At 69.7% G+C, this 23,787-nt stretch carries 21 protein-coding genes; 10 read left to right on the forward strand and 11 right to left on the reverse strand.

The annotated features are described in order from the left end of the window. Positions 1 to 73: 73 nt before the first annotated feature. A complete protein-coding gene (gene gabT, locus OG329_RS09995; RefSeq protein ID WP_405794230.1) occupies positions 74 to 1,408 on the forward strand; it encodes a 4-aminobutyrate--2-oxoglutarate transaminase in 1,335 nt (444 codons plus the stop codon). 440 nt (positions 1,409 to 1,848) lie between these two features. After that, positions 1,849 to 2,457: a phosphatase PAP2 family protein gene (locus tag OG329_RS10000; protein WP_405794232.1), complete on the forward strand. Its 609-nt coding sequence runs from the start codon at positions 1,849 to 1,851 to the stop codon at positions 2,455 to 2,457. 34 nt (positions 2,458 to 2,491) lie between these two features. On the opposite strand, the gene OG329_RS10005 is transcribed toward OG329_RS10000, so the two are convergent. The 8 genes from OG329_RS10005 to OG329_RS10040 all read right to left on the reverse strand — a co-directional run bounded on the left by OG329_RS10005 (position 2,492) and on the right by OG329_RS10040 (position 12,518). Then, on the reverse strand, positions 2,492 to 4,279 hold the full coding sequence (locus OG329_RS10005) for a chitinase (protein WP_405794233.1): 1,788 nt from the start codon (positions 4,277 to 4,279) through the stop codon (positions 2,492 to 2,494). A 210-nt stretch (positions 4,280 to 4,489) separates the two neighbouring features. After that, positions 4,490 to 5,023 (reverse strand): hypothetical protein, encoded by a 534-nt coding sequence (locus OG329_RS10010; RefSeq protein WP_405801742.1) that lies wholly within the window; start codon positions 5,021 to 5,023, stop codon positions 4,490 to 4,492. A gap of 187 nt (positions 5,024 to 5,210) precedes the next feature. Continuing rightward, entirely contained in the window at positions 5,211 to 6,626 is a 1,416-nt protein-coding gene (locus tag OG329_RS10015) for an NAD(P)/FAD-dependent oxidoreductase (protein ID WP_405794235.1), read from the reverse strand. Positions 6,627 to 6,651: 25 nt separating this feature from the next. Then, positions 6,652 to 7,446 carry an ABC transporter permease gene (locus OG329_RS10020; RefSeq protein WP_405794237.1) on the reverse strand — a complete coding sequence of 265 codons (795 nt, stop codon included), beginning with the start codon at positions 7,444 to 7,446 and terminating at the stop codon, positions 6,652 to 6,654. Next, a complete protein-coding gene (locus OG329_RS10025) occupies positions 7,446 to 8,390 on the reverse strand; it encodes an ABC transporter permease (protein WP_405794239.1) in 945 nt (314 codons plus the stop codon). Before OG329_RS10025 ends, OG329_RS10020 begins: the two co-directional genes overlap by 1 nt. Then, positions 8,387 to 9,553, reverse strand: coding sequence for an ABC transporter ATP-binding protein (locus tag OG329_RS10030; RefSeq protein ID WP_405794240.1), 1,167 nt, complete (start codon positions 9,551 to 9,553; stop codon positions 8,387 to 8,389). Before OG329_RS10030 ends, OG329_RS10025 begins: the two co-directional genes overlap by 4 nt. A 98-nt stretch (positions 9,554 to 9,651) precedes the next feature. Next, positions 9,652 to 10,899 (reverse strand): PotD/PotF family extracellular solute-binding protein, encoded by a 1,248-nt coding sequence (locus OG329_RS10035; RefSeq protein WP_405794242.1) that lies wholly within the window; start codon positions 10,897 to 10,899, stop codon positions 9,652 to 9,654. Between the two features lie 38 nt (positions 10,900 to 10,937). Beyond that, positions 10,938 to 12,518 (reverse strand): gamma-aminobutyraldehyde dehydrogenase, encoded by a 1,581-nt coding sequence (locus OG329_RS10040; protein WP_405794244.1) that lies wholly within the window; start codon positions 12,516 to 12,518, stop codon positions 10,938 to 10,940. A gap of 227 nt (positions 12,519 to 12,745) precedes the next feature. On the opposite strand from OG329_RS10040, the gene OG329_RS10045 reads away from it, so the two are divergent. After that, positions 12,746 to 13,306 (forward strand): NADAR family protein, encoded by a 561-nt coding sequence (locus OG329_RS10045; RefSeq protein ID WP_405801743.1) that lies wholly within the window; start codon positions 12,746 to 12,748, stop codon positions 13,304 to 13,306. Between the two features lie 78 nt (positions 13,307 to 13,384). On the opposite strand, the gene OG329_RS10050 is transcribed toward OG329_RS10045, so the two are convergent. Further along, positions 13,385 to 14,122: a hypothetical protein gene (locus tag OG329_RS10050; protein WP_405794245.1), complete on the reverse strand. Its 738-nt coding sequence runs from the start codon at positions 14,120 to 14,122 to the stop codon at positions 13,385 to 13,387. Positions 14,123 to 14,283: 161 nt separating this feature from the next. Here OG329_RS10050 and OG329_RS10055 point away from each other — a divergent pair, with 161 nt between their 5' ends. Both OG329_RS10055 and OG329_RS10060 read left to right on the forward strand, forming a co-directional pair. After that, positions 14,284 to 15,309, forward strand: a complete 1,026-nt coding sequence (locus OG329_RS10055; protein ID WP_405794247.1) for an adenosine deaminase — start codon at positions 14,284 to 14,286, stop codon at positions 15,307 to 15,309. Between the two features lie 47 nt (positions 15,310 to 15,356). Beyond that, positions 15,357 to 16,073: a glycerophosphodiester phosphodiesterase gene (locus tag OG329_RS10060; RefSeq protein WP_405801745.1), complete on the forward strand. Its 717-nt coding sequence runs from the start codon at positions 15,357 to 15,359 to the stop codon at positions 16,071 to 16,073. A 142-nt stretch (positions 16,074 to 16,215) separates the two neighbouring features. Here OG329_RS10060 and OG329_RS10065 read toward each other — a convergent pair whose 3' ends face one another. After that, entirely contained in the window at positions 16,216 to 16,761 is a 546-nt protein-coding gene (locus OG329_RS10065) for an HXXEE domain-containing protein (RefSeq protein WP_405794248.1), read from the reverse strand. 155 nt (positions 16,762 to 16,916) lie between these two features. Continuing rightward, positions 16,917 to 18,365 (reverse strand): gamma-aminobutyraldehyde dehydrogenase, encoded by a 1,449-nt coding sequence (locus OG329_RS10070; RefSeq protein ID WP_405801747.1) that lies wholly within the window; start codon positions 18,363 to 18,365, stop codon positions 16,917 to 16,919. Between the two features lie 174 nt (positions 18,366 to 18,539). Here OG329_RS10070 and OG329_RS10075 point away from each other — a divergent pair, with 174 nt between their 5' ends. The 5 genes from OG329_RS10075 to OG329_RS10095 all read left to right on the forward strand — a co-directional run bounded on the left by OG329_RS10075 (position 18,540) and on the right by OG329_RS10095 (position 23,781). Beyond that, positions 18,540 to 19,052 carry an Lrp/AsnC family transcriptional regulator gene (locus OG329_RS10075; RefSeq protein ID WP_405794249.1) on the forward strand — a complete coding sequence of 171 codons (513 nt, stop codon included), beginning with the start codon at positions 18,540 to 18,542 and terminating at the stop codon, positions 19,050 to 19,052. Further along, the gene (locus OG329_RS10080; RefSeq protein ID WP_405794250.1) at positions 19,037 to 20,416 is read left to right on the forward strand and encodes an aspartate aminotransferase family protein; all 1,380 of its coding nucleotides are present in this window, start codon (positions 19,037 to 19,039) and stop codon (positions 20,414 to 20,416) included. Before OG329_RS10075 ends, OG329_RS10080 begins: the two co-directional genes overlap by 16 nt. A gap of 259 nt (positions 20,417 to 20,675) precedes the next feature. After that, positions 20,676 to 21,404, forward strand: coding sequence for an ABC transporter ATP-binding protein (locus OG329_RS10085; protein ID WP_405794252.1), 729 nt, complete (start codon positions 20,676 to 20,678; stop codon positions 21,402 to 21,404). Next, positions 21,386 to 22,543 carry a hypothetical protein gene (locus OG329_RS10090; RefSeq protein ID WP_405794253.1) on the forward strand — a complete coding sequence of 386 codons (1,158 nt, stop codon included), beginning with the start codon at positions 21,386 to 21,388 and terminating at the stop codon, positions 22,541 to 22,543. Before OG329_RS10085 ends, OG329_RS10090 begins: the two co-directional genes overlap by 19 nt. 59 nt (positions 22,544 to 22,602) lie before the next feature. Then, on the forward strand, positions 22,603 to 23,781 hold the full coding sequence (locus OG329_RS10095; protein WP_405794254.1) for an LOG family protein: 1,179 nt from the start codon (positions 22,603 to 22,605) through the stop codon (positions 23,779 to 23,781). The last annotated feature ends 6 nt before the right edge of the window (positions 23,782 to 23,787 follow it).

A 23,787-nucleotide genomic window follows, 5' to 3' on the forward strand; every position in this document is an offset into this window, starting at 1 on the left:
CTAGCCTGCGAAGTGAAGGCAGATGTGAGAACGCGAGACACGTAGCGTCCGGAACCACCCCCAGGAGCCCCTCATGACCGCAATCCCGCAGGAGCGGCGCGTCGTCACCGCGATCCCCGGTCCCAAGTCGCTGGAGCTGCAGAACCGACGTACCGCCACGGTCGCCGCCGGCGTGGGGTCCGTGATGCCCGTCTTCGCCGCCCGCGCGAGTGGTGGCGTCGTCGAGGACGTGGACGGCAACCGCTTCATCGACTTCGGGTCCGGCATCGCCGTGACGTCCGTCGGTTCCTCGGCGGAGGCCGTCGTACGCCGCGCCACGGCCCAGCTCGCCGACTTCACCCACACCTGTTTCATGGTCACGCCGTACGAGGGCTACGTGGAGGTCTGTGAGCAGCTTGCCGAGCTGACCCCGGGCGACCACGCCAAGAAGTCTGCGCTGTTCAACTCGGGCGCCGAGGCCGTCGAGAACGCCGTGAAGATCGCCCGCTCCTACACCAAGCGGCAGGCGGTCGTGGTCTTCGATCACGGCTATCACGGCCGGACGAACCTCACGATGGCGCTGACCTCGAAGAACATGCCGTACAAGAACGGCTTCGGTCCGTTCGCCCCGGAGATCTACCGTGTCCCCGTGGCGTACGGCTACCGCTGGCCGACAGGCCCGGAGAACGCGGGCGCCGAGGCGTCCGCGCAGGCCATCGATCAGATCAGCAAGCAGGTCGGCGCGGCGAACGTCGCGGCGATCGTCATCGAGCCGCTGCTCGGCGAGGGCGGCTTCATCGAGCCGGCGAAGGGCTTCCTGCCCGCGATCGCGAAATTCGCCAAGGACAACGGCATCGTCTTCGTGGCCGATGAGATCCAGTCCGGTTTCTGCCGGACGGGGCAGTGGTTCGCGTGCGAGGACGAGGGCGTCGTACCCGACCTGATCACCACGGCGAAGGGCATCGCGGGCGGCCTGCCGCTCGCCGCCGTCACGGGCCGCGCGGAGATCATGGACGCCCCGCACTCGGGCGGCCTCGGCGGTACGTACGGCGGGAACCCGGTGGCCTGCGCCGCCGCGCTCGGTGCGATCGAGACGATGCGCGAGCTGGACCTCGTCTCGAAGGCCAGGCGCATCGAGGAGATCATGAAGCCTCGTCTCAAGGAGATGGCCGAGAAGTTCGACGTCATCGGCGACGTGCGGGGCCGTGGCGCGATGCTCGCGCTCGAACTGGTCAAGGACCGGGACACCAAGGAACCGAATCCGGAGGCGACGGCCGCTCTCGCCAAGGCGTGCCACATGGAAGGGCTGTTGGTCCTCACCACCGGCACGTACAGCAATGTGCTCCGCTTCCTGCCGCCACTGGTGATCGGTGAGCACCTTCTTACGGAGGGCCTGGACATTCTGGAGCAGGCGCTCGCCGGACTCTGACCGTCCGTGGGAGCCGCCTCCGTACAGAGGTCCCACGGCCGTACGAAGACGGCTCCCCCGCCCCGTACGGTGCCGGTCACGGGGGCGGGGCCTGTGAAGAAGCTGTGCGGGGCCGATGGCGGGTTCACCTTCCCGCTGTCGGACCTCACGGCCCTGACGTACGGTTTCGGCAGATGAGAGAAACACCCCGCCCGCAGGAGACTGCGGGCGATCCCACGGCGGTGCGTCCCCAGCACCGTCCTGGTCGCGTCTTCGGGCGCACTGGAGCATCCAGCTCCGGAATTCCTCACCGATCGGACGGCCGCCCGCCCCAAACCCCCCGGGGCGCGCGGCGACCCGGTCCCGGCGGCCGTCTCGGAACTACCCCCCCTGTTCCGGGGCGGCCGACATTCCTCTCCGGGCGCCCCGGCTCCGCCGGCCCCCTCGGATCTTCCGCCCCTGTGTGGGCGCTCGCGCTCTGCGCCGTTCTCTCCGCGCTCGTCACCTGGCAGGTCGTCGCCGGTGGCCCGCTCCGTGACGCCGACGAGCGCCTGGGCCGCGCCGCCTTCGGGCGCGGCCCCACCGGACTGACGGAGTTCCTGGCCGATCTCGGGAGCATGGCGGTCGCCATGCCGGTCCTGGCCGTCGCGGCCGTGTACGCGGCCTGGCGGGGGCGCCGTGCGCGGGCGGTGGCGGTCGCGCTGGCCCTGGTCGCCGTTCCGGTTCTCGTGATGCCACTCAAGCTGTGGATCGACCGCCCCGGGCCGCTCACGGCGGAGTCGGGCTACTACCCGTCCGGTCACACGGCGACGGCGATGGTCGCCTACTGCGGTGCCGCGCTGCTGTTGAGCCCCCGTACGGGGCGAGGTACGGGGCGCCCGTGGGTGATGCCCGTCGCCGTGGTGCTCAGTGCGGCGACGGGCATCGGACTGGTGCTACGGGGCTACCACTGGCCGCTGGACGTCCTGGGAAGCTGGCTGCTCGGCGGCATGCTGCTGGCCCTGTTGGCGGCGGCCCTGCGGTGGATCGACAACCGCGGGGCCGCCGGCGCGGAGACGGGCACCCGGTAGCCCGGTGGGGCGGGCCTGACGGGCTCGGCCCGGCTCAGCTTCCGAAGTAGGCGTCGAAATTCCGCGAGAACTCCCACTGGTTGAAGCGGTCCCAGTTGATCGACCACGTCATCAGTCCGCGCAGCGTGGGCCATGTGCCGTGTGTCTGGTACGACCCGCAGTTGGTCTTCTTCGTCAGACAGTCCAGGGCCTTGTTCACCTCGGACGGGGCGGTGTGGCCGTTGCCCGCCTGCGACGACGCCGGGAGTCCGATCGCGACCTGGCCCGGGTTCAGCGCCGGGAAGACCTTGGTGGTGTCGCCGGCCACCGGGAAGCCGGTGAGCAGCATGTCGGTCATCGCGATATGGAAATCGGCGCCGCCCATCGTGTGGTACTGGTTGTCGAGCCCCATGATCGGCCCCGAGTTGTAGTCCTGGACGTGCAGCAGGGTGAGGTCGTCGCGCAGGGCGTGGATGACCGGGAGGTACGCGCCGGCGCGCGGGTCCTGGCCGCCCCAGGGGCCGGATCCGTAGAACTGGTAGCCGAGTTGTACGAAGAACGTCTCCGGCGCCATCGTGAGCACGAAGTCCGCCCCGTACTTGGCCTTGAGGCTCTTTACCGCGGAGATCAGGTTGACGATGACGGGGCTGGTGGGGTTACGGAAGTCGGTGTCGCCGTTGTTGAGGGAGAGCGAGTGGCCCTCGAAGTCGATGTCGAGACCGTCGAGGCCGTACTCGTCGATGATCTTGGATACGGAGCTGACGAAGGCGTCACGCGCGCCGGTCGAGGCGAGCTGGACCTGTCCGTTCTGGCCCCCGATCGAGATCAGGACCTTTTTGCCGGCGGCCTGCTTGGCCTTGACGGCGGCCTTGAACTCGGCGGCGGATTCGACGTTGGGGCATTCGGCGACGGGGCAGAGGCTGAAGCGGATGTCGCCCGAGGTGACCGATGTCGGCTCGCCGAAGGCGAGGTTGATGACGTCCCACGAGTTGGGCACGTCGGACATGCGGGTGTAGCCGGAGCCGTTGGCGAAGCTGGTGTGGAGGTAGCCGACCAGCGCGTTGGCGGGGAGGTCCGCCCCGTTGCCGCCTCCGCCGCCGGTCTGGGTGGTGGCGGTGACGGCCGAGGAGCGCGCGGAACTGCCCGCGGCGTTGGTCGCCGACACCTGGAAGCGGTAGGCGGTCGCCGGGCTGAGTCCGGTGACGGTGGTGGACGTGGCCGTGACGTTCACGTCCGGGGCGCCGTCACGGTGCACCGTGTAGCCGGTGGCGCCCGCCACGGGCGACCAGGTGAGACCGACCGATGACGCGGTGACCGCCGAGGCCGTGAGCCCCGCGGGGACGGCGGGCGGCTGCCCCGTCTCGCCGCCCGGCCCGACGAGGCTGAGGTCGTCGACGTAATAGGCGGGGGTTCCGTACCAGCCGTTGGTGTAGAGGGTGACGGACGTCGTGGCGGGACCGGTGCGGAACGAGGTGGTCAGTTTCTGCCAACTCGGCGCGGACGGGGTCCACGTCGAGACGTCGGTGGTGCCGGTGCCCGAGGCTCCGAGGTAGACGTAACTTCCCTGGACCCAGGCGCTCAGCGTGTACGCCGAGTCGGGTCGCACCGTGACGGTCTGGGTGCATTTCGCGTTGTCGCTGCCCGCCGGCGTGGCCTTCAGCGCGGCGGCGCCGCCGTGAACGGGAGTGCTGACGGTCGCGCCGCTGCCGCCCGTACAGCTCCAGCCGGTGAGACCGGATTCGAAGCCGCCGTTGGTGGCGACGTCCGCGTCGGCCGCGCGCGCCGTCTCGGCCGACGCGACGAGGCCGCCGGCGGTGAGTACGGCCGCCGCGAGAGCGGCCACGAATCTGGGGTACCGAGAAGGTCGTCTGTTGCGTTCCACAACTGCCTCCGGGCATGGCGGAATTGAGTGACCGAGCCGGGCACAACATGGTCCAGACCAATCACGTTGTCAAGACCTCTGGCGCCCCACGGCTCCGCCCACCGGACCGTCCGGCGCTCCGTCACCGTGACGGGGCCACGCCGGCCACCCTCCGCCCTCCGCTCAAAGCCCTCAGCCCTCAGCCCTCGGCTCCCAGCGCCCGCGCCCCTCACCCCCGCCTCGACCGCCCGCACCGTCGCCGCCGGCACCCCCCGCGATCCCGGCCGCCGCCTCGTGCATCGCCAGTTCCAGCAACGGCGGGTCGGTGAGGGTGCCCGAGCCGTCGGGCGGGACCAGCCAGCGGACGCCTCCGCCGGTACGCCCCGGATACGGGACGACGATCCAGGTACCGCCGCCCGCGCCCCGTACCCCCGTACCGATCCAGCGGGCGACGGTGCCCGGCGGTACGAAGAATCCGAGGCGTGCGTCGCCGAAATCCGCCAGGACGGGCCCCGGCCGGTCCACCAGCCGGGTCAGTACCTCGAGCGTCGGATACCCCAGCTCGCCGGGGAGGATCAGGACGTCCCAGCGCTTCCCTGCGGGGAGGAGAGCGACCCCGTGCGGGTTCCGCTCCCATTCCCACCGGCAGGCGTCGGGATCGGGCGCCACCGACGCCAGCCACTCCAGCGCGGTCCTCGCCCCCGAGTGGGCCCCCGAGTCAGTCATCATGCGGCCTCCGCTCCACGTTGTCGGACAGTGCGTCCACGGAGGGAGAGAGGGGTCGTGCCGGATCATTACGCGAGTTCGGGCCGGCAGTCGGTGGTGATGTGAATCACATCAACTCCGAGCCGAGCGAACGTCCGCGCCAAGGTCCGCCACGATGCGCCCTCAGTACGGAGGAGCCCGGCCGACGTCAACTGTCGAAGCCCAGCCCCACCCGGTCCATGGCCTTCAGCCACAGATTGCGGCGTCCGCCCCTGGCGTCCGCGCGGGCAAGCGACCACTTGGTGAGCCCGATACCGGCCCAGGCGGCCGGCTCCGGCGGGAAGGGCACCGGCTTCGTCCGCACCATCTCCAGCTCCGTACGCTCCGTCCGCTCCCCCGCGAGCAGATCGAGCATCACGTCGGCGCCGAAGCGGGTCGCGCCGACGCCCAGGCCGGTGTAGCCGGCGGCGTACGCGACCAGCCCCCCGTGCGCCGTACCGAAGAACGCGGAGAACCGCGAGCAGGTGTCGATGGCCCCGCCCCACGCGTGACTGAACCGCAGCCCCTCCAACTGAGGGAAGCACCCGAAGAAGTGCGAGGCGAGCCTGAGATAGGTCTCGGGGCGGTGGTCGAGGGCGGCGTCGAGACGTCCTCCGTACGGATAGATCGCGTCGTAGCCGCCCCACAGGATGCGGTTGTCCGCCGTGATCCTGAAGTAGTGGAACTGGTTGGCGCTGTCGCTGAGCCCCTGCCGCTGCTTCCAGCCCACCGCGCCGAGCTGGTCCTCCGTAAGAGGCTCGGTCGTCAGGGCGTAGTCGTAGACGGGCACCGTGTACGGCCGCACGCGTCGTACCAGGGACGGGAAGACATTCGTACCGAGCGCGACATGGCGGGCCAGGACGCGCCCGTACGGCGTGCGGACGGCCATACCGGGGCCGGAGCGGGCCAGTTCGAGGCCGGGCGTGTTCTCGTAGATCCGTACGCCGAGACCGAGACAGGCCCGCTTCAGCCCCCACGCGAGCCTGGCGGGGTTCAGCATGGCGACGCCACGCCGGTCCCACAGGCCGCCCAGGAACGTCGGCGAGTCGACCTCCGCGCGGACCGCGTCGCCGTCCAGGAGGTCCAGACCGGTGAAACCGGCCGCGGTCGCCTCGTCGTACAGCTCGCGGAGATCTTCGAGCTGGTACGGCTCGGTGGCCACGGCGATGTCGCCGGTGCGCTCGAAGTCGCAGTCGATGGCGTAGCGCGCGACGGCCGACGCGATGCCGTCGAGATTGCTCTCGCCGAGGTCCTCCAGCGCCCGCAGCTCGCCGGGCCAGCGGCTGAGCCCGTTGGCGAGGCCGTGGGTGAGGGAGGCGGAGCAGAAGCCACCGTTACGGCCGGAGGCGGCCCAGCCCACCTCACGGCTCTCGATCAGGACGACGTCGCGGCGCGGGTCGCGCTCCTTGGCCAGGAGCGCGGTCCACAGGCCGCTGTAGCCGCCGCCGACGACGAGCAGGTCGCAGCGTTCGTCGCCCGCGAGCGCGGGCACCGCGCCCGGCCTGCCCGGATCGTCGAGCCAGTAGGCGACGGGCTGCGCGTCGGCGAGTGAGGCGGCTGCTGTACGCATGGCTCCAGGGGCCATGTCTTCCATCTCCTTCGGGTCCTGCTCAGGGTGTGGCGGCTTTCTTGCGCCGGTTGCTGACCAACTGGCCGCCGATCACCATCAGTACCGCGATGGCGAACATCGCAGTCCCGATGACGTTGATCTGCACCGGCGTGCCTCGCTGTGCCGATCCCCAGACGAACATGGGGAAGGTGACGGACGAGCCGGCGTTGAAGTTGGTGATGATGAAGTCGTCGAACGAGAGGGCGAAGGCGAGCAGCGCGCCCGCGGCGATGCCCGGTGCGGCGATCGGCAGGGTGACGCGTACGAAGGTCTGCACCGGCCCCGCGTACAGATCTCGCGCCGCTTCCTCCAGCTTCGGATCCATGGACATGACCCGCGCCTTGACGGCTGTCACCACGAAGCTGAGGCAGAACATGATGTGGGCGATGAGGATGGTCCAGAAGCCCAACTCCGCCCCCATGTTCAGGAATAGGGTCAGCAGCGAGGCCGCCATCACGACCTCGGGCATGGCCATCGGCAGGAAGATCAGCGAGTTGATCGCACCGCGCGCCCGGAAGCGGTAGCGGACCAGCGCGAAGGCGATCATGGTGCCGAGGACGGTCGCCCCGATCGTCGCCCAGACGGCGATCTGGAACGAGAGCGTCAGCGATCCGCAGAGGTCCGCGACGCCGCACGGGTCCTTCCAGGCGTCCAGCGAGAACGTCTGCCAGGCGTAGTTGAAGCGCCCCTTCGGCTTGTTGAAGGAGAACACCATCACGACGAGGTTCGGCAGGATCATGTACGCGAGCGTGAGCAGGCCCGCGACGACGACCACATTGCGTCGGATCCAGCGCATCAGACCAGGTCCTCCGTCCCTGAACGGCGGATGTAGACGGTGACCACGACCAGTACGACCGCCATGAGGATGAACGAGAGCGCCGCCGCCGTCGGATAGTCGAGCACGCGCAGGAACTGGCTCTGGATCACGCTGCCGACCATCTTGGTGTCGGTGGAGCCGAGCAGTTCCGCGTTGACGTAGTCGCCGCTCGCCGGGATGAAGGTCAGCAGCGTGCCGGAGACGATGCCGGGCATGGACAGCGGAACGGTGACCTTGCGGAAGGTCGTCGCCAGCCTCGCGTAAAGGTCTCCGGCCGCCTCGTGCAGCCGCCCGTCGATGCGCTCCAGCGAGGTGTAGAGCGGCAGGATCATGAACGGCAGGAAGTTGTACGTGAGGCCGCAGACGACGGCCATGGGCGTGGCCAGGACGCGGTCGTCGGCCGTCCAGCCGAGCCAACTGGTCACATCCAGCACCCGAAGGGCGTCCAGCGCCCCGACCACGGCCCCGTCGTCCGCCAGGATCGTCTTCCAGGCGAGCGTACGGATCAGGAAGCTCGTGAAGAACGGGGCGATGACCAGGACCAGCAGGAGGTTGCGCCAGCGGCCGGCCTTGAAGGCGATGAGGTACGCCAGCGGGTAGCCCAGCAGCAGACACAGGACCGTGGCGGTGCCCGCGTACAGCAGGGAGCGCACGAACTGCGGGTAGTAGTCCTGGAGCGCGTCCCAGTACGTCTGGAAGTGCCAGGTGACCTCGAAGCCCTTCTCCAGGGACCCCGTCTGTACGGAGGTCGACGCCTGGTAGACCATCGGCAGCGCGAAGAAGATCAGCAGCCACAGGATGCCGGGGAGCAGCAGCCAGTACGGGACGAGGCGCTTACGGCGCGAACCCTTGCGTACAGGCGCGTCGGTGACCGGTGGCGTGGGTGGCACCGGTGGAGCCGGTGGTGCTGCCGTAGCGGTCACGACCCCTCCTCGTCCACCGTCTTGACGCCCGCGTCGATGTCCTGGGCGGCGTCGAGTCCGAAGGTGTGCGCGGGGTTCCAGTGCAGGACCACCTCGGCACCGGGAGCGAGTCGGCCGTCGCGCTCGATGTTCTGCGCGTACACCTCCAACTCCCCACATACGGGGCTGTCGATGACGTACTGGGTCGAGACCCCGATGAAGCTGGAATTGACGATGCGCCCGGCGATCCGGTTGCGGCCCGCGGGGATGGAACCCTCGTCGTCCGCGTGCGCGAGGGAGATCTTCTCGGGGCGTACGCCGACGAGCAGCCGACCGCCGTCCGCCACCCGCGCCGTGCAGCGGTCGGCGGGCAGCCTCAGCTTCACGCCCGCCGACGTCACCACCAGCTCGTCACCCGTCTTCTCCGCGACCTCCGCCTCGATGAGGTTGGAGGTGCCGAGGAAGTTGGCGACGAAGGTGGTCTGTGGATTCTCGTACAGCTCCGCCGGCGCGCCCAGTTGCTCGACCCGCCCCGCGTTCATCACCGCGACCGTGTCGGCCATCGTCATGGCCTCCTCCTGGTCGTGCGTCACATGCACGAAGGTGATGCCGACCTCCGTCTGGATGCGCTTGAGCTCAAGCTGCATCTGGCGGCGCAGCTTGAGGTCGAGCGCGCCCAGGGGCTCGTCGAGCAGCAGCACCTTCGGATGGTTGATGAGCGCGCGGGCCACGGCGACGCGCTGCTGCTGGCCGCCGGAGAGCTGGTGCGGCTTGCGCTTGGCGTAGTCACCGAGCTGGACGAGGTCGAGCATGTCGCCGACCTGTTTCTTCACCGACTTGACGCCCCGACGGCGCAGCCCGAAGGCGACGTTCTCGTAGATGTCGAGGTGCGGGAAGAGCGCGTAACTCTGGAAGACGGTGTTGACGGGGCGCCTGTGCGGCGGCAGGCCGGTGACGTCCTTGTCGCCGAGGAAGACCGATCCGGTGGTGGGGTCCTCCAGGCCGGCGATCATCCGCAGCGTGGTGGTCTTGCCGCAGCCCGAGGCGCCGAGGAGGGCGAAGAAGGAGCCCTCGGGGACGGTGAGGTCGAGGGGTTTGACGGCGTGGAAGGAGCCGTACGACTTGCTTATCCCGCTGAGGCGGACGCCGTCGCCGCCCTGGTCGGTGGATGCGGTCTCAGTCATGGGTAACGATCCCGGGGCTTGGGAGGAGAGGAGCGGAGCGGACGGGGCCTCTGGGACCCCTGTGGCCGTACGACCTGGTGGCTCGGTGAGCCGGTGGTCTAGGCGCCGATGAGCTTGGCGAACTTCTCTTCGTACGCCGTCTCTTCCTCACCGCTCAGCGAGCGGAAGGCGTGGGACTGCGAGGCCATCGCCGCGTCCGGAAGGATCAACGGGTTGGACGCCATCGACTCGTCGATCTTCGCGAGCTCCGTACGGACGCCCTCGACGGGGCAGACGTAGTTGATGTACGCCGCGAGCTGCGCGGCGATCGGGAGCTCGTAGTAGTGGTCGATGAGCTTCTCGGCGTTGGTCTTGTGCCGTGCCTTGGCCGGGACCAGCAGATTGTCGCTGGAGATCATGTAGCCGGCCTCCGGGATGGCGAAGTGGATGTCCGGGTTGTCCGCCTGGAGCTGCACGATGTCGCCGGCCCAGGCGACGCACGCCGCGATGTCGCCCTTGCTGAGGTCCGCCGTGTAGTCGTTGCCGGTGAAGCGGCGGATCTGCTTCTTGTCGACGGCCTTCTGTATACGGGCGACGGCCCCGTCGAAGTCGTCGTCGGAGAACGACGCCGGGTCCTTGCCCATGTCGAGCAAGGTCAGCCCGATGGAGTCGCGCATCTCGGAGAGGAACGACACCCGCCCCTTGAGGTCCGGGTCGTCGAGCAGTTGGGAGACGGACTCGATTTTCCGGCCCCCCGTCGCCTTCATGTTGTAGGCGATGACGGAGGGGATACCGGTCCACGGATAGGTGTATGCGCGCCCCGGATCCCAGTCGGGCGAGCGGAACTGCTGGGAGAGATTCGCGAACGCGTGGGGCAAGTTGGCGGGATCGAGCTTCTGCGCCCAGCCGAGCCGGATGATGCGGGCGGCGAGCCAGTCGGTGACGCAGATCAGATCGCGCCCCGTGTCCTGGCCGGCCGCGAGCTGCGGCTGGATCTTGCCGAAGAATTCGACGTTGTCGTTGATGTCCGCCGTGTACTTCACCTGAATCCCGGTGCGCTTCGCGAACGCCTCCAGGGTGGGATAGCTCTTCTCGTTCTCGCTGACATCCATGTACTCGGTCCAGTTGGAGAAGACGACGCGCTTCTCCTTCGCCGAGTGGTCGGTGGATGCCGGGCCGCCGCTCTCCCCCTTCGCGGGCGGGATGCCGCAGGCGGCGAGGCCCGCCGCGCCGCCGATCGTGAGCGCCCCCGCGCCGGTGGCGCGCAGCAGCGAACGGCGGCTGAGGGCGCCTCTGCCGTTACTGAGGCTGCGACGCGTCGCGGCTATCTGGGCCGCGGAGAGACGGTCTGGCTCGTACTGCTCCATGGGCGGTGCCCTTTCGGGTGAGGAGAGGGTGAGGCGAGTTAGAGACGGTCCCCGAAAATGGTGCGGTGCCAGTCCTTCCTGACCGCCGCGGTGTTGTCGTACATCACATGTTTGACCTGCGTGTACTCCTCGAACGAGTACGCCGACATATCTTTTCCGTAACCACTGGCTTTGTAGCCGCCGTGCGGCATCTCGCTGATGATCGGGATGTGGTCGTTCACCCAGACACAGCCGGCCTTGATCTCGCGGGTGGCGCGCCCCGTGCGGTACACGTCGCGGCTCCAGACGGATGCCGCGAGGCCGTACGGAGTGTCGTTGGCGAGGCGGATGCCCTCCTCGTCGGAGTCGAAGGGCAGGACGACCAGCACGGGGCCGAAGATCTCCGACTGGACGATCTCGCTGTCCTGGGCGGCGTCCACGACGAGGGTGGGGCGGTAGTACGCGCCGTCGGCGAGGCCACGGGGCGCCACGTCGCCGCCCCGCGGGCCGTGGCCGGCCTCCCCGTGACCGGCCAGGTCGGGACCGTTGGGCGCGCTGCCGCCGGTGACGACGCGGGCGTATCCGCGCGCCCGGTCGACGATGCCGGCGACCCGGTCGCGGTGCGCGTGCGAGATCAGTGGCCCCATGTCGGTCGACGGGGCGAACGGGTCGCCGAGGCGCACCGTCTCCATCAGTGCCGCGACGGCGCTCACGAAGGCGTCGTAGAGCGGACGCTGGACGTAGGCGCGGGTGGCGGCCGTGCAGTCCTGCCCCGTGTTGATGAGCGAGCCCGCGACGGCGCCCTGGACGGCGGCGTCGAGGTCGGCGTCGTCGAAGACCAGGAACGGTGCCTTGCCACCGAGTTCCAGATGCAGCCGCTTGACGGTGGCCGTGGCGATCTCGGCGACGCGCCTGCCGACGGCGGTGGAGCCGGTGAAGGAGGTCATGACGACGTCGGGGTGTCCTACGAGGCGCTCCCCCGCGTCGGCACCCGCCCCGTTGACGATGTTGATGACGCCGTCGGGGATGCCCGCCTCCTGTGCCGCCTGGGCGAACATCAGTGAGGTGAAGGGCGTCAGCTCCGACGGCTTCAGCACGATCGTGTTGCCCGCGGCGATCGCCGGCAGGATCTTCCAGGCGGCCATCTGGAGCGGGTAGTTCCAGGGTGCGATGGAGCCGACCACGCCGATCGGCTCGCGGCGTACGTAGGAGGTGTGGTCGCCGCTGTACTCCCCCGCCGACGCGCCTTCCAGATGACGTGCCGCGCCGGCGAAGAAGGCGGCGTTGTCGACGGTGCCCGGAACGTCGAACTCCGTGGAAAGCTTGATCGGCTTACCGCACTGGAGCGACTCGGCCTCCGCGAATTCCGTGGCCCGCTCGGCGAGTACGCCGGCGAAACGGTGCAGTGCGTCGGAACGCTCCCCCGGGGTGGCGGCGGACCAGCCGGGATACGCCGCGAGCGCGGCGGCGACAGCCGCGTCGACGTCGGCGGCCCCCGCCATTTCGTACGTGAGCAGTTCATCGCCCGTCGCCGGGTCGATCACGGCGTGTGTACGGCCCGAGGTGCCGGGACGCAGCCGCCCGTCGATGAACTGCGCACCGTCCGCGAAACGGTCCTGTGCGGGGAAGCGGTTGCCCATGGCGCCCTCCGTGTTGTGGCTGTCGCCCCAGTCGTTCCGACGCCCTGGCCGTGACTGTTGTTCTGGCTTGAATTGAGTGCCGATACTGACAGAGCACGGGGCGTCCAACAAGTGATTCCGTTGTTGCCTTTTGGTTACGCGACGGAATCGGTTGACCTTGTGTCGCTGCATCGCCTTGATCGGCATACGGACTGTCAGTGGTGGCGGGCAGACTGGCGTGCATGGGGATGATCACGGTTACCGAGCTGATCGACCGTACGGGTCGCGGCGAGAAGGTCAGGTATCTGCACTTCTGGGGGCACGCACCGCGGCGGGACGGCGCTGTCGGCGCGAGCTGCCTCAGTCAGTGGTGGCCGTCACCGTTCACGGTCGACGGGGTGGAGTACGCGACGGCGGAGCACTGGATGATGGCCGCCAAGGCCCGCCTGTTCAACGACACGGAGGCCGAGCGGAAGACTCTGACCGCGTCCGGTCCGGCGTTGGCCAAGAAGGCCGGGCGGCTGGTCCGGGGGTTCGACGAGGCGGTGTGGGAGCGCGAGCGGTTCGCCATCGTCGTAGAAGGCGGCGTCCATAAGTTCCGGCAGGACGACCGGCTGCGCGACTATCTGCTGGGCACCGGTGAGCGGGTGCTCGTCGAGGCCAGCCCGATGGACCGGATATGGGGCATCGGGCTGACCGCGGACGACGAGCGGGCGGGGGATCCCGCGCGCTGGCGCGGGCTCAATCTGCTGGGCTTCGCCCTGATGCAGGCGCGTGAACGGCTCCGCGCGGAGGCGGCCGGAGACTGACGTCGCGCCGACCGCCTCACCACGAGACGAGCAGGGCGTCGCGGGCGGGCGCGCCGAAGCCGCGCCGGGTCCAGGGGATCAGTGGTTGGCGTCCACGAGAAGCATGGCGGAGTACCCGTCGGTGCCGCTGTCGTAGTCGTAGTCGTTGTTGTCGTCGTTGATCGCGTCGGTGATGCCATAGACGATGAGACCGATGACGACCGCGCCGATGACGATCCCGATGGTGCCCATGATGATCCCGGAGAGTGCCTGACCGCTGTTGGTGGCCTCACCCCGCTCGGCGCGCTTCCTGCCGACGACGCCGAAGATCACGGCGAGGATGCCCAGGACGATGCCGACGACGCCGTACAGGCAGAACAGACAGATCGAGAGGATGCCGAGCGTCATCGCGGCGACACCCATGCCGTTCGCCGGGCCGGGCTGCCAGCCGACCTGGCCGTATCCCGGATAGCCGGGGTATCCCGGGTATCCGGGGTAGGACGTGCCGGGGTACGGGGTGGCGGCGGGGTACGGGGCAGCGGCGGGCGCGCCCGGGTAGCCGTACGGGCCGGAAGTGGTCGGGGCCGGCCCCCCGGGGGCTATCGGCGGCGGCGGTACGGCTCCGGAGACAGGCCCGGTGCCAGGCGCGGCCGGCTGCGGCCCTCCACCGGGCATCGACGTGACGGTCGGCTGGTCGTAAACGGGCCGGGCCGGCGGCGCGTCCTGGACGGGACTCGGCGCCTGCGCCGGCTTGTCCAGCGACGCCCGGCGCTCCGGCGGCGCCCACGGGTCGCTCGGCTCGTTGGCGCCCGGCGGCTGCGCGCTGTTGTCTGACATGGTCCTCCCCCATCGTGATTCCGTAATGCTATGGCCTCTGCCGAGCGCGTTGTGCGCCCCGCCTACGATGACCCCCGACCGGTAAAGCCCTGGGCAGGGGGACGTCCTGCCCGGCGGACGGCGAAGCCCTTCCCGCCGCCGCCCAGCACGCGGAGGACCCGATGACCGACCTTCAACCCTTCATCGCGGGGCTGCCCAAGGCAGAGCTGCATGTCCATCACGTCGGCTCGGCCTCGCCCCGTATCGTGTCCGAACTGGCGGCCAGGCACCCCGGTTCGAAGGTGCCGACCGACCCCGAGGCACTGGCCGCCTACTTCGACTTCACCGATTTCGCGCACTTCATCGACGTCTACCTCTCCGTCGTCGATCTGCTCCGTACCCCGGAGGACGTCCGGCTGCTGACGTTCGAGATCGCCCGCGACATGGCCCGGCAGAACATCCGCTACGCCGAGCTGACGATCACCCCCTTCAGCTCGACCCGGCGCGGTGTCCCCGAAGTCGCCTTCATGGAGGCGATCGAGGACGCCCGCAAGTCCGCCGAGGCCGAGTTCGGGGTCGTGCTGCGGTGGTGCTTCGACATCCCGGGGGAGGCCGGCCCGGAGGCCGCGGACGAGACCCTGAGGCTCGCCGTCGACCTCCGTCCGGAGGGTCTGGTGTCCTTCGGTCTCGGAGGCCCGGAGGTGGGCGTACCGCGGCCCCAGTTCAAGCACCACTTCGACCGGGCGATCGCCGAGGGGCTGCACTCCGTACCGCACGCGGGCGAGACGACGGGGCCCGGAACGGTGTGGGACGCGCTGAAGGACCTGCGCGCCGAACGGATCGGTCATGGCATCAGCTCCGCGCAGGACGCGGAGTTGATGGCGTACCTCGCCGAGAACCGCGTCCCTCTGGAGGTCTGCCCCACCTCCAACATCGCCACGCGGGCGGTCAGCGACATCGAACTGCACCCGATCAGGACGCTCGTGTCCGCCGGTGTGCTCGTGACGGTCAACAGCGACGATCCCCCCATGTTCGGCACCGACCTCAACAACGAGTACGCCGTCGCGGCGCGGCTGCTGGAGCTGGACGAGCGGGGGGTGGCGGGGCTCGCTAAGGGCGCCGTCGAGGCGTCGTTCCTCGACCGGGCCGCAAAGGACCGGCTGACCGCCGAGATCGACACGTACACGACGCAGTGGCTCACCGCGTGACGGCCTCACGGGGCGTCGCCGACGCCGCCGACGGTGCCGACGCCGCGCTGCCGCGCGCCGTCGTGGCCGTCGGGCACCGAGGAGATCCGTACCGCGTCCGTGAGAACACCCTTCCCTCGGTCCGCTCCGCGCTGGAACGGGGCGCGGACGCCGTGGAGATCGATGTACGGGTCACACGCGACAAGGTGCCCGTCCTGCTGCACGACTCCTCGTTGCGACGGCTCTGGGGACACGACCGGGCGGTCGCGGATGTCACCCACGCCGAGCTGCGCACTCTGACAGAGGGCGGCGTGCCGACGCTCCAGGAGGTGCTGCTGGCGCCGGAGCCGGTGGCGCACGCGCGCGTCATGATCGATCTGCCCGGCGCCACGACGGAGACGGTGCGCGCGGTGGTGGGGACGGTGCGCGAGTGCGGTGCGGCGGAGCGGGTGTACTACTGCGCCGGCGCCAAGGCGATGCTCGCCGTACGTGACGCCGACCCAGGCGCCGAGATCGCGATGACGTGGCAGTCGCTGGCCCCGCCGCGCCCCGTACTGCTCCAAGTGGTACGGCCCCGATGGCTCAACTACCGGTTCGGTCTGGTGAGTCGGGAGCTGACGGAACGGGTGCACCGCGACGGGCTGCTGGTCTCCGCCTGGACGGCCGACACGGGGCGGAGCATGCGACGTCTGATCGGGGCGGGAGCCGACTCGGTCACCACCAACCGCATCGACACGCTCGCGAAGCTGCTCCACACCGGCACACCGGACCGGCCGAAGGCATAGAGACGGCGGGCCGGACGGGGCGGACGAACGGGGCGGGGCCAGGCGGGCAGACGCGACGGACCGCGCCGTCGGCGCCGCCGAAGGGCCGGGTCTCTCTCCCTCCGCCCCGTCTCGCCCCAACTGCCACGAACGGGGCCGGAGTTCAGCGACTCCCCACGACCCTGCGCGCCACAGCGTGCGAGACCGCGGTGGCGCCTGCGGCCAAGGCCAGGCCCATCGTGACGTCGCGTACCCGCGCCGGCTTCAGCACACCGGCCCGCCGCAGCCGCCCCCGCGCCCACAGCGTGAACGGCACCACGATCAGCGGCGACGTGACTGACCCGGGTGTGTAGCCCCGTACGGCAGCGGCCTGGGCGAGATGCACCAGACCGTGCAGTCCGAACCCGTCCAGCGCCCCCTGGTAGAAGCCGGACCGGCCCCCCGTACGGTGCCCCGCGACAGCGGCGCAGCCGACGAAGGCGCCCATCACCCCCACGGCAACGGCGAACTCACGTGGTTCGACTGCGGCCATGGCGCCCCACACGGGTTCCGGCACCCCGGGGAACCGCTCCCGCAGCGCGGGGAGATTCTCACTGATCCAGCGCGGCCCCGTGGCCAGCTCCTCGGCATCGTGCAGAATCCAGGCCGCCAGCAGCCCCAGAGTCACCGCGGGGCCCACCCCTTCGGCGCGTACGCTTATGTCGGTCATGCCCGCGACCCTCTCAGACGCGATCCACGACAGACGGGGCGGGGCATGGACCACCAGTTGTGTGTCCGCGCCCCGCCCCGGGGAAGCAACTCGGGCGACATATTCGCGAGTTGTCGACAAGACGGGCCAACGAAGCCGCCGTCGGCCCGCACGCCTCACGCGTCGAGCGACGTCATCACGTGCTTGATCCGCGTGTAGTCGTCGAAGCCGTACGCCGACAGGTCCTTGCCGTAGCCCGACTTCTTGAAGCCGCCGTGCGGCATCTCCGCGACCAGCAGGATGTGCGTGTTGATCCACACGCACCCGAAGTCCAGGTTCTTGGACATGCGCATCGCGCGCCCGTGGTCCTTCGTCCATACCGAGGACGCGAGGGCGAACTCGACCCCGTTCGCGTACTCCAGTGCCTGCGCCTCGTCCGAGAACGACTGGACCGTGATGACCGGCCCGAACACCTCGTTCTGGATGATCTCGTCGTCCTGCTTGAGCCCCGAGACGACGGTCGGCGCGTAGAAGTACCCCTTGTCGCCGACCCGGTGACCGCCCGCCTCGACCTTGGCATGGGCCGGCAGCCGCTCGATGAAGCCCGACACGTGCTTGAGCTGGTTCGCGTTGTTCAGCGGCCCGTACAGCACGTCCTCGTCGTCGGGACCCCCCGTCCTGGTCTCGGCGGCGGCCTTGGCCAGCTCCGTCACGAACTCGTCGTGGATCGACTCGTGCACCAGGACGCGGCACGCCGCCGTACAGTCCTGCCCGGCGTTGAAGAAGCCGGCCACCGAGATGTCCTCGACGGCCTTGGCGATCGCCTCGCTGTCGAGGTCCTCGAAGACCACGACGGGCGCCTTGCCGCCCAACTCCAGATGCACGCGCTTGACGTCCCTGGAGGCGGACTCGGCGACCTGCATCCCGGCCCGTACGGAGCCGGTGATCGAGACCATCGCCGGAGTGGCGTGCTCGACCATCGTGCGCCCGCTGTCGCGGTCGCCGCAGATGACGTTGAAGACGCCCTTGGGTGCGATGGCGCCGATGATCTCCGCCATCAGCAGCGTGGAGGCGGGGGTGGTGTCCGACGGCTTCAGCACGACGGTGTTGCCCGCCGCGAGCGCCGGGGCGAACTTCCACACGGCCATCATCATCGGGTAGTTCCACGGTGCGACCTGCGCGCAGACGCCCACCGGCTCACGCCGCACGATGGAGGTGAAACCGTCCATGTACTCGCCGGCCGAGCGGCCTTCCAGCATCCGCGCCGCACCCGCGAAGAAACGGATCTGGTCCACCATCGGCGGGATCTCTTCGGTGCGGGTCAGTTCGAGCGGCTTGCCGGTGTTCTCCGACTCGGCGGCGATCAGGTCCTCGGCGCGCTCCTCGATCGCGTCCGCGATCTTGAGCATCACCTTCTGACGCTCGGCCGGGGTGGTGTCGCGCCACGCCGGGAACGCCGCGGCGGCGGCCTCCATGGCGGCGTCGACGTCGGCCTGGCCGGAAAGCGGGGACGTGGCGTAGGCGTCGCCCGTGGCCGGGTTGACCACCTCGATGGTCCGCCCGTCGGCCGCGTCCCGGAACTCCCCGTTGATGTAGTTACGCAGACGGCGCAGCTCGGTGGTCACTGCCACCCCTCCTTACAGAAGTCATGCCGGATGTCCGATGGGTGAGACACCCACCCTAAGCGTTCCGCCGACGCTTTCGACAGACCCGACGCCTCTCAACTTCGGATTCAGTCATATTTCGACCTTCACACAACGAATTTCATCGCTGAAGGGTTGCAAGACAGACGAGTCGCGGTGCACAGTGAGCTCGTGGCCAGTCGTAGCGCAGACCCCAGGAACGGGCACGGGAACGGATCGTCGCCGGCGATCGACTCCGTGTCCCTCGCGATCATCGAACAGCTTCAGGAGGACGGACGGCGCCCCTACGCCGCGATCGGTAAGGCCGTCGGCCTCTCCGAGGCAGCCGTACGCCAGCGCGTCCAGAAGCTGCTCGACCAAGGGGTCATGCAGATCGTGGCCGTGACCGACCCGCTGACTGTCGGCTTCCGGCGCCAGGCGATGGTCGGCATCAACGTCGAGGGCGACCTCGACTCCGTGGCCGACGCGCTGACGGCCATGGACGAGTGCGAGTACGTGGTGATGACCGCGGGCTCCTTCGACCTGATGGTGGAGGTCGTCTGCGAGGACGACGACCACCTGCTGGACGTCATCAACAAACGGATCCGCGCGCTCCCCGGCGTGCGCTCCACCGAGAGCTTCGTCTACCTCAAGTTGAAGAAGCAGACCTACATGTGGGGAACCCGATAGCCGTGAGCAAGGACCTCTCCAAAACCGCTTACGACCACCTGTGGATGCATTTCACCCGCATGTCGTCGTACGAGAACGCACCCGTGCCCACCATCGTGCGTGGTGAGGGCACCTACATCTACGACGACAAGGGCAAGCGCTACCTGGACGGCCTCTCCGGCCTGTTCGTGGTCAACGCGGGCCACGGGCGCCATGAGTTGGCCGAGACGGCCTACAAGCAGGCCCAGGAGCTCGCCTTCTTCCCCGTGTGGTCCTACGCCCACCCGAAGGCGATCGAACTCGCCGAGCGACTGGCCCACTACGCGCCCGGGGACCTCAACAAGGTCTTCTTCACTACCGGCGGCGGCGAGGCGGTCGAGACAGCCTGGAAGCTCGCCAAGCAGTACTTCAAGCTGACGGGCAAGCCCACCAAGTACAAGGTCATCTCACGCGCCGTCGCCTACCACGGCACGCCGCAGGGGGCCCTGTCCATCACCGGACTGCCCGCGCTGAAGGCCCCGTTCGAGCCGCTGGTCCCCGGCGCCCACAAGGTGCCCAACACCAACATCTACCGCGCCCCGCTCTACGGCGACGACCCGGAGGCTTTCGGCCGCTGGGCCGCCGACCAGATCGAGCAGGAGATCCTCTTCGAAGGCGCGGAGACGGTCGCCGCCGTCTTCCTGGAGCCGGTGCAGAACGCGGGTGGCTGTTTCCCGCCCCCGCCGGGCTACTTCCAGCGGGTGCGGGAGATCTGCGACCAGTACGACGTCCTGCTCGTCTCGGACGAGGTCATCTGTGCCTTCGGCCGGCTCGGCACGATGTTCGGCTGCGACAAGTTCGGCTACGTACCGGACATGATCACCTGCGCCAAGGGCATGACGTCGGGCTACTCACCGATCGGCGCGTGCATCATCTCCGACCGTCTCGCCGAGCCCTTCTACGAAGGTGACAACACCTTCCTGCACGGCTACACCTTCGGCGGCCATCCGGTCTCCGCGGCGGTCGGTCTCGCCAACCTCGACATCTTCGAGCGGGAGGGCCTCAACCAGCATGTCCTGGACAACGAGGACGCCTTCTTCTCGACGCTGCGCAAGCTCCACGACCTGCCGATCGTCGGCGACGTACGGGGCAACGGCTTCTTCTACGGCATCGAGCTGGTCAAGGACAAGGTCACCAAGGAGTCGTTCACGGACGAGGAGACGGAGCGCGTCCTGTACGGCTTCCTCTCCAAGGCGCTTTACGACAGCGGGCTGTACTGCCGTGCCGACGACCGCGGCGACCCGGTCGTGCAGTTGGCGCCGCCGCTGATCTCCGACCAGTCGACGTTCGACGAGATCGAGCAGATCCTGCGGACCGTGCTGACGGAGGCTTGGACGAAGCTCTGATCTCCGCGGCGTACGGGGCGGTGTACGGCTCCTACGGGGCGACGTACGCCGCCCCGTGAGCCCCGCCCCGTGTGTCATCTGCATGACGGCCCGAGTGCCCCCGTTCGAGTGCAAAGGGGGCACCCGGGCCGCGTGCTGTCCACACACCTCGTTCCCGATCTTTACGGTGCACTGACCGATCGGCTTCGCCTTCGTTCCCCCGGACGGGGCGCGGTACGTCATCTCTGAACCGAGCCTGATCCGAACCGAGGTGTACGCCATGGTTGCCCCGCCGGACAACGACGTGCTCTGGGCGCGTTCTCTGCACCACTCGCACAACGGCTCACCCGCGCTCAGCGGCGTCTCGCTCGGTGTGCGCGAGGGCGAGATCCTTGCCGTCAGCGGCGCGCGCGGCAGTGGCAAGACGACCCTGCTGCGCTGTCTCTCGGGCCAGCTCGTCCCCAGGGAGGGCGAGGTCTGGTTCAACAGCACCGCCGTCCACACGATGCCCCCGTCGCTGCGTGAACGGCTCCGGCGCGACCGTTTCGGCTGGATCGACTCCGATCCGGTCCTGGTCCCGGAGCTGACGGCGTGGGAGAACGCGGCTCTGCCGCTGCTTCTGCGCGGTTCGTCCCGCCGCGCGGCGAAGGCGGCGGCCATGGAGTGGCTGGAGCGGCTCGACATCGGGATGTGCGCCCGTAAGCGTCCGCACGCCCTGCTCCAGTCGCAGCGTCAGCGCGTCGCCGTCGCCCGCGCGCTGGTCAGCACCCCCTCCGTGGTCTTCGCCGACGAGCCGACGGCGCCGCTGTACGCCGCCGACCGCGCACAGGTGCTTCGCACGCTGACGACCGCGGCACGCTCGCACCGCATCACCGTCATCCTCGCCACCCTCGACGACGAGGTCGCGACGCTCGCCGACCGCACCGTCACCCTGATCGACGGCCGCCGCGTGGGCGCCCTGGGGCCGACCGAGGCGGAAGGCCAGGCAGCGTGCTCGCTCTCCGTCTAGCCCGTGGCAGCCACCCCTTGGTCCTGCTGCGCAGGCTGCTGGTCGCCGCGGCGTCGGCGGGGGTCGGCTTCCTCCTGCTGTGCACGCTGGGCTGGGCCATGAACCATCCGGCCGGATCACTGCTGCGTCTGCTGTGGTGCGTGCTCCCACTCGCCGCGACGGTGCAGTTCGCGGTCGCCGTGGCCCGTACGGACCCGAGCACCCGGCCACGTTCGGGTCTCTCGGCGGTCGGCCTCGGCCCGGCGCAGCTCACCGCGCTGGCAGCCGCGTCGACCACTCTGTCCTGCACCCTCGGCAGCATGGTGGCGCTGCTGTTCTTCCTTCATCTGCGCGGCGACCTCACGGGGCTCCCCTTCGACGGCGCCGCGGCCGATCTGCTGGGCGCCGGACAGCCGCTGCCCCTGGCCGCCGCACTCACGCTGCTCGCCGTCGTACCTGTTCTCGCCAGCGTGGCCACCGCACTCGCCCTGCGTCCGCGCAGGACGGGGCCGGCCGACCGCACCGACCCCGCGCGGCCCGCGGCGCCCAAGCCCGCCCCGTCGGGGCTCCCTTGGGGTGTTGCCCTCACCGCGGCGGGGCTCGCCGTCGAGACCTACGCGAGCCGGGGCGGCTCCGGGTCACCACTACCGATGCCGGGACGTTTCGAAGGCAGCCCGGCCGGAGTCCTGGCCGGCTGGTCGCTGACGGCGCTGGGCCTGGCCCTGGCGGGCCCCGGCATCGCGTATCTCTGCGGCCGGCTCCTCCAGATGCTGCGCCCCGGCGCGGTCCGGCTGCTCGCGGGGCGGATCCTGATGGACGAGGCGGTGCGCATCGGCCGCCCGCTCGGTGTGGTCTGCGCGGTGATCTCCGGCGGGTTCGCGGCCGCGGCGTTGTACGGCCCCGGGGACCCGCGCCCGTTCGGGCCGCTCACCGGGCTCGGCGCCACGCTCGTCGTGGGCTGCACCGTCGCGACGCTGCTGACGGCGCTCCTGGAGGCCAAGCACGCCCGCACCGACACAACGGCGGCGCTGGTGCGCGTGGGCGCCCCCACGGGGCTCCTACGTACCGCCGCCGCGTTGCGGGCGGGCGCGCTGCTCGCCGTCTTCGGACCGCTGACGTGGGTGATCGCCGCACTGGCCGCCGTACCGCTCGCGGGCTGAACCGGCCGCGATCCCGAACTCCCGCTCCCCGTCCGCACAAGGGCGCCTATCGTGTCCGCATGGCGTACGGCGAGGGACACGACGGACATGAGGCACGACAGGCAACGGCGCGGAACCCCCGGGGGCCTTGGGAGCACCGGGCGGACGGCCTGGACCGAGAGATCGAATCCCTCGACGAGTTCGACCGGGTGGTCATGGGCGGGACGCTCAGCGGCTTCCGGATCCAGTCGGTCGATCTGACGGACCGTACGCTCGCGCTGCTGTCCGCCGACACCTCCGAAACCGTCTTCCTCGGCTGCCCGATGACACCGGACGCCGCGGCGAAGATACGGGCCGACGGAGCCATGGTCTTCCCGCCCGTCCCCCACCTTCCGTTCGACCCGTACCGGGGCCTGCTCTACTCGCCCGACGAACTGTTCGCAGGGCTGGACGAGGGCGGGTACGAGGCGACTCCCGACGCCCTCGCCTACGCGTGGTTCCAACGAACCAAGGCCGACGGCGACATACTCTCCTCGATGCTCCGCTCGGTCCATGACGACGCGATCTCGGACGCCCTGGACGAACTCCTCGTCGGCGCACGGGTCGTCGGTGTGATGGGCGGCCACGCCATGGCACGGGGCACGGAGGCGTACGCGGGGGCGGCGCGCCTCGGCCGCGAGCTGGCCCGTGCGGGGCTGACGGTCGCGACCGGCGGTGGCCCCGGCGCCATGGAGGCCGCCAACCTCGGCGCGTACGCCGCCGCGCATCCGGACGAGATGCTGGACGAGGCACTCGAAATCCTCGCCAAGACACCGTCATTCAGCCCGTCGATCTGCGACTGGGCGCGTGCCGCCTTCGAGATACGGGGCCGCTGGCCCGGGGGTGCCGGCTCCGTGGGCATCCCCACGTGGTTCTACGGCCACGAACCGCCCAACGCCTTCGCCGGCCACATAGCGAAGTACTTCGCCAACGCGACTCGCGAGGACGGTCTGCTCGCCCGCTGCAATGCCGGCGTCATCTTCCTGCCCGGTGCCGCGGGCACCGTCCAGGAGGTCTTCGACAACGCGACACCGAACTGCTACGAGTCCCGCGGTGAGCCGACGCCCATGGTCCTCGTGGACCGCGTGCACTGGACCGAGCGGCTGCCGGCCTGGCCGCTGCTGACATCGCTGGCGCGGGAGCGCTCGATGGAATCGCGCATCGCGCTCGTCGACTCGGTGGCCGAGGCCCCAAAAGCCCTGGCCCGGCTCGCCCGCTGACCGGCC

It is taken from the genome of Streptomyces sp. NBC_01506 (assembly GCF_045040295.1).
Classification (GTDB): Bacteria; Actinomycetota; Actinomycetes; order Streptomycetales; family Streptomycetaceae; genus Streptomyces.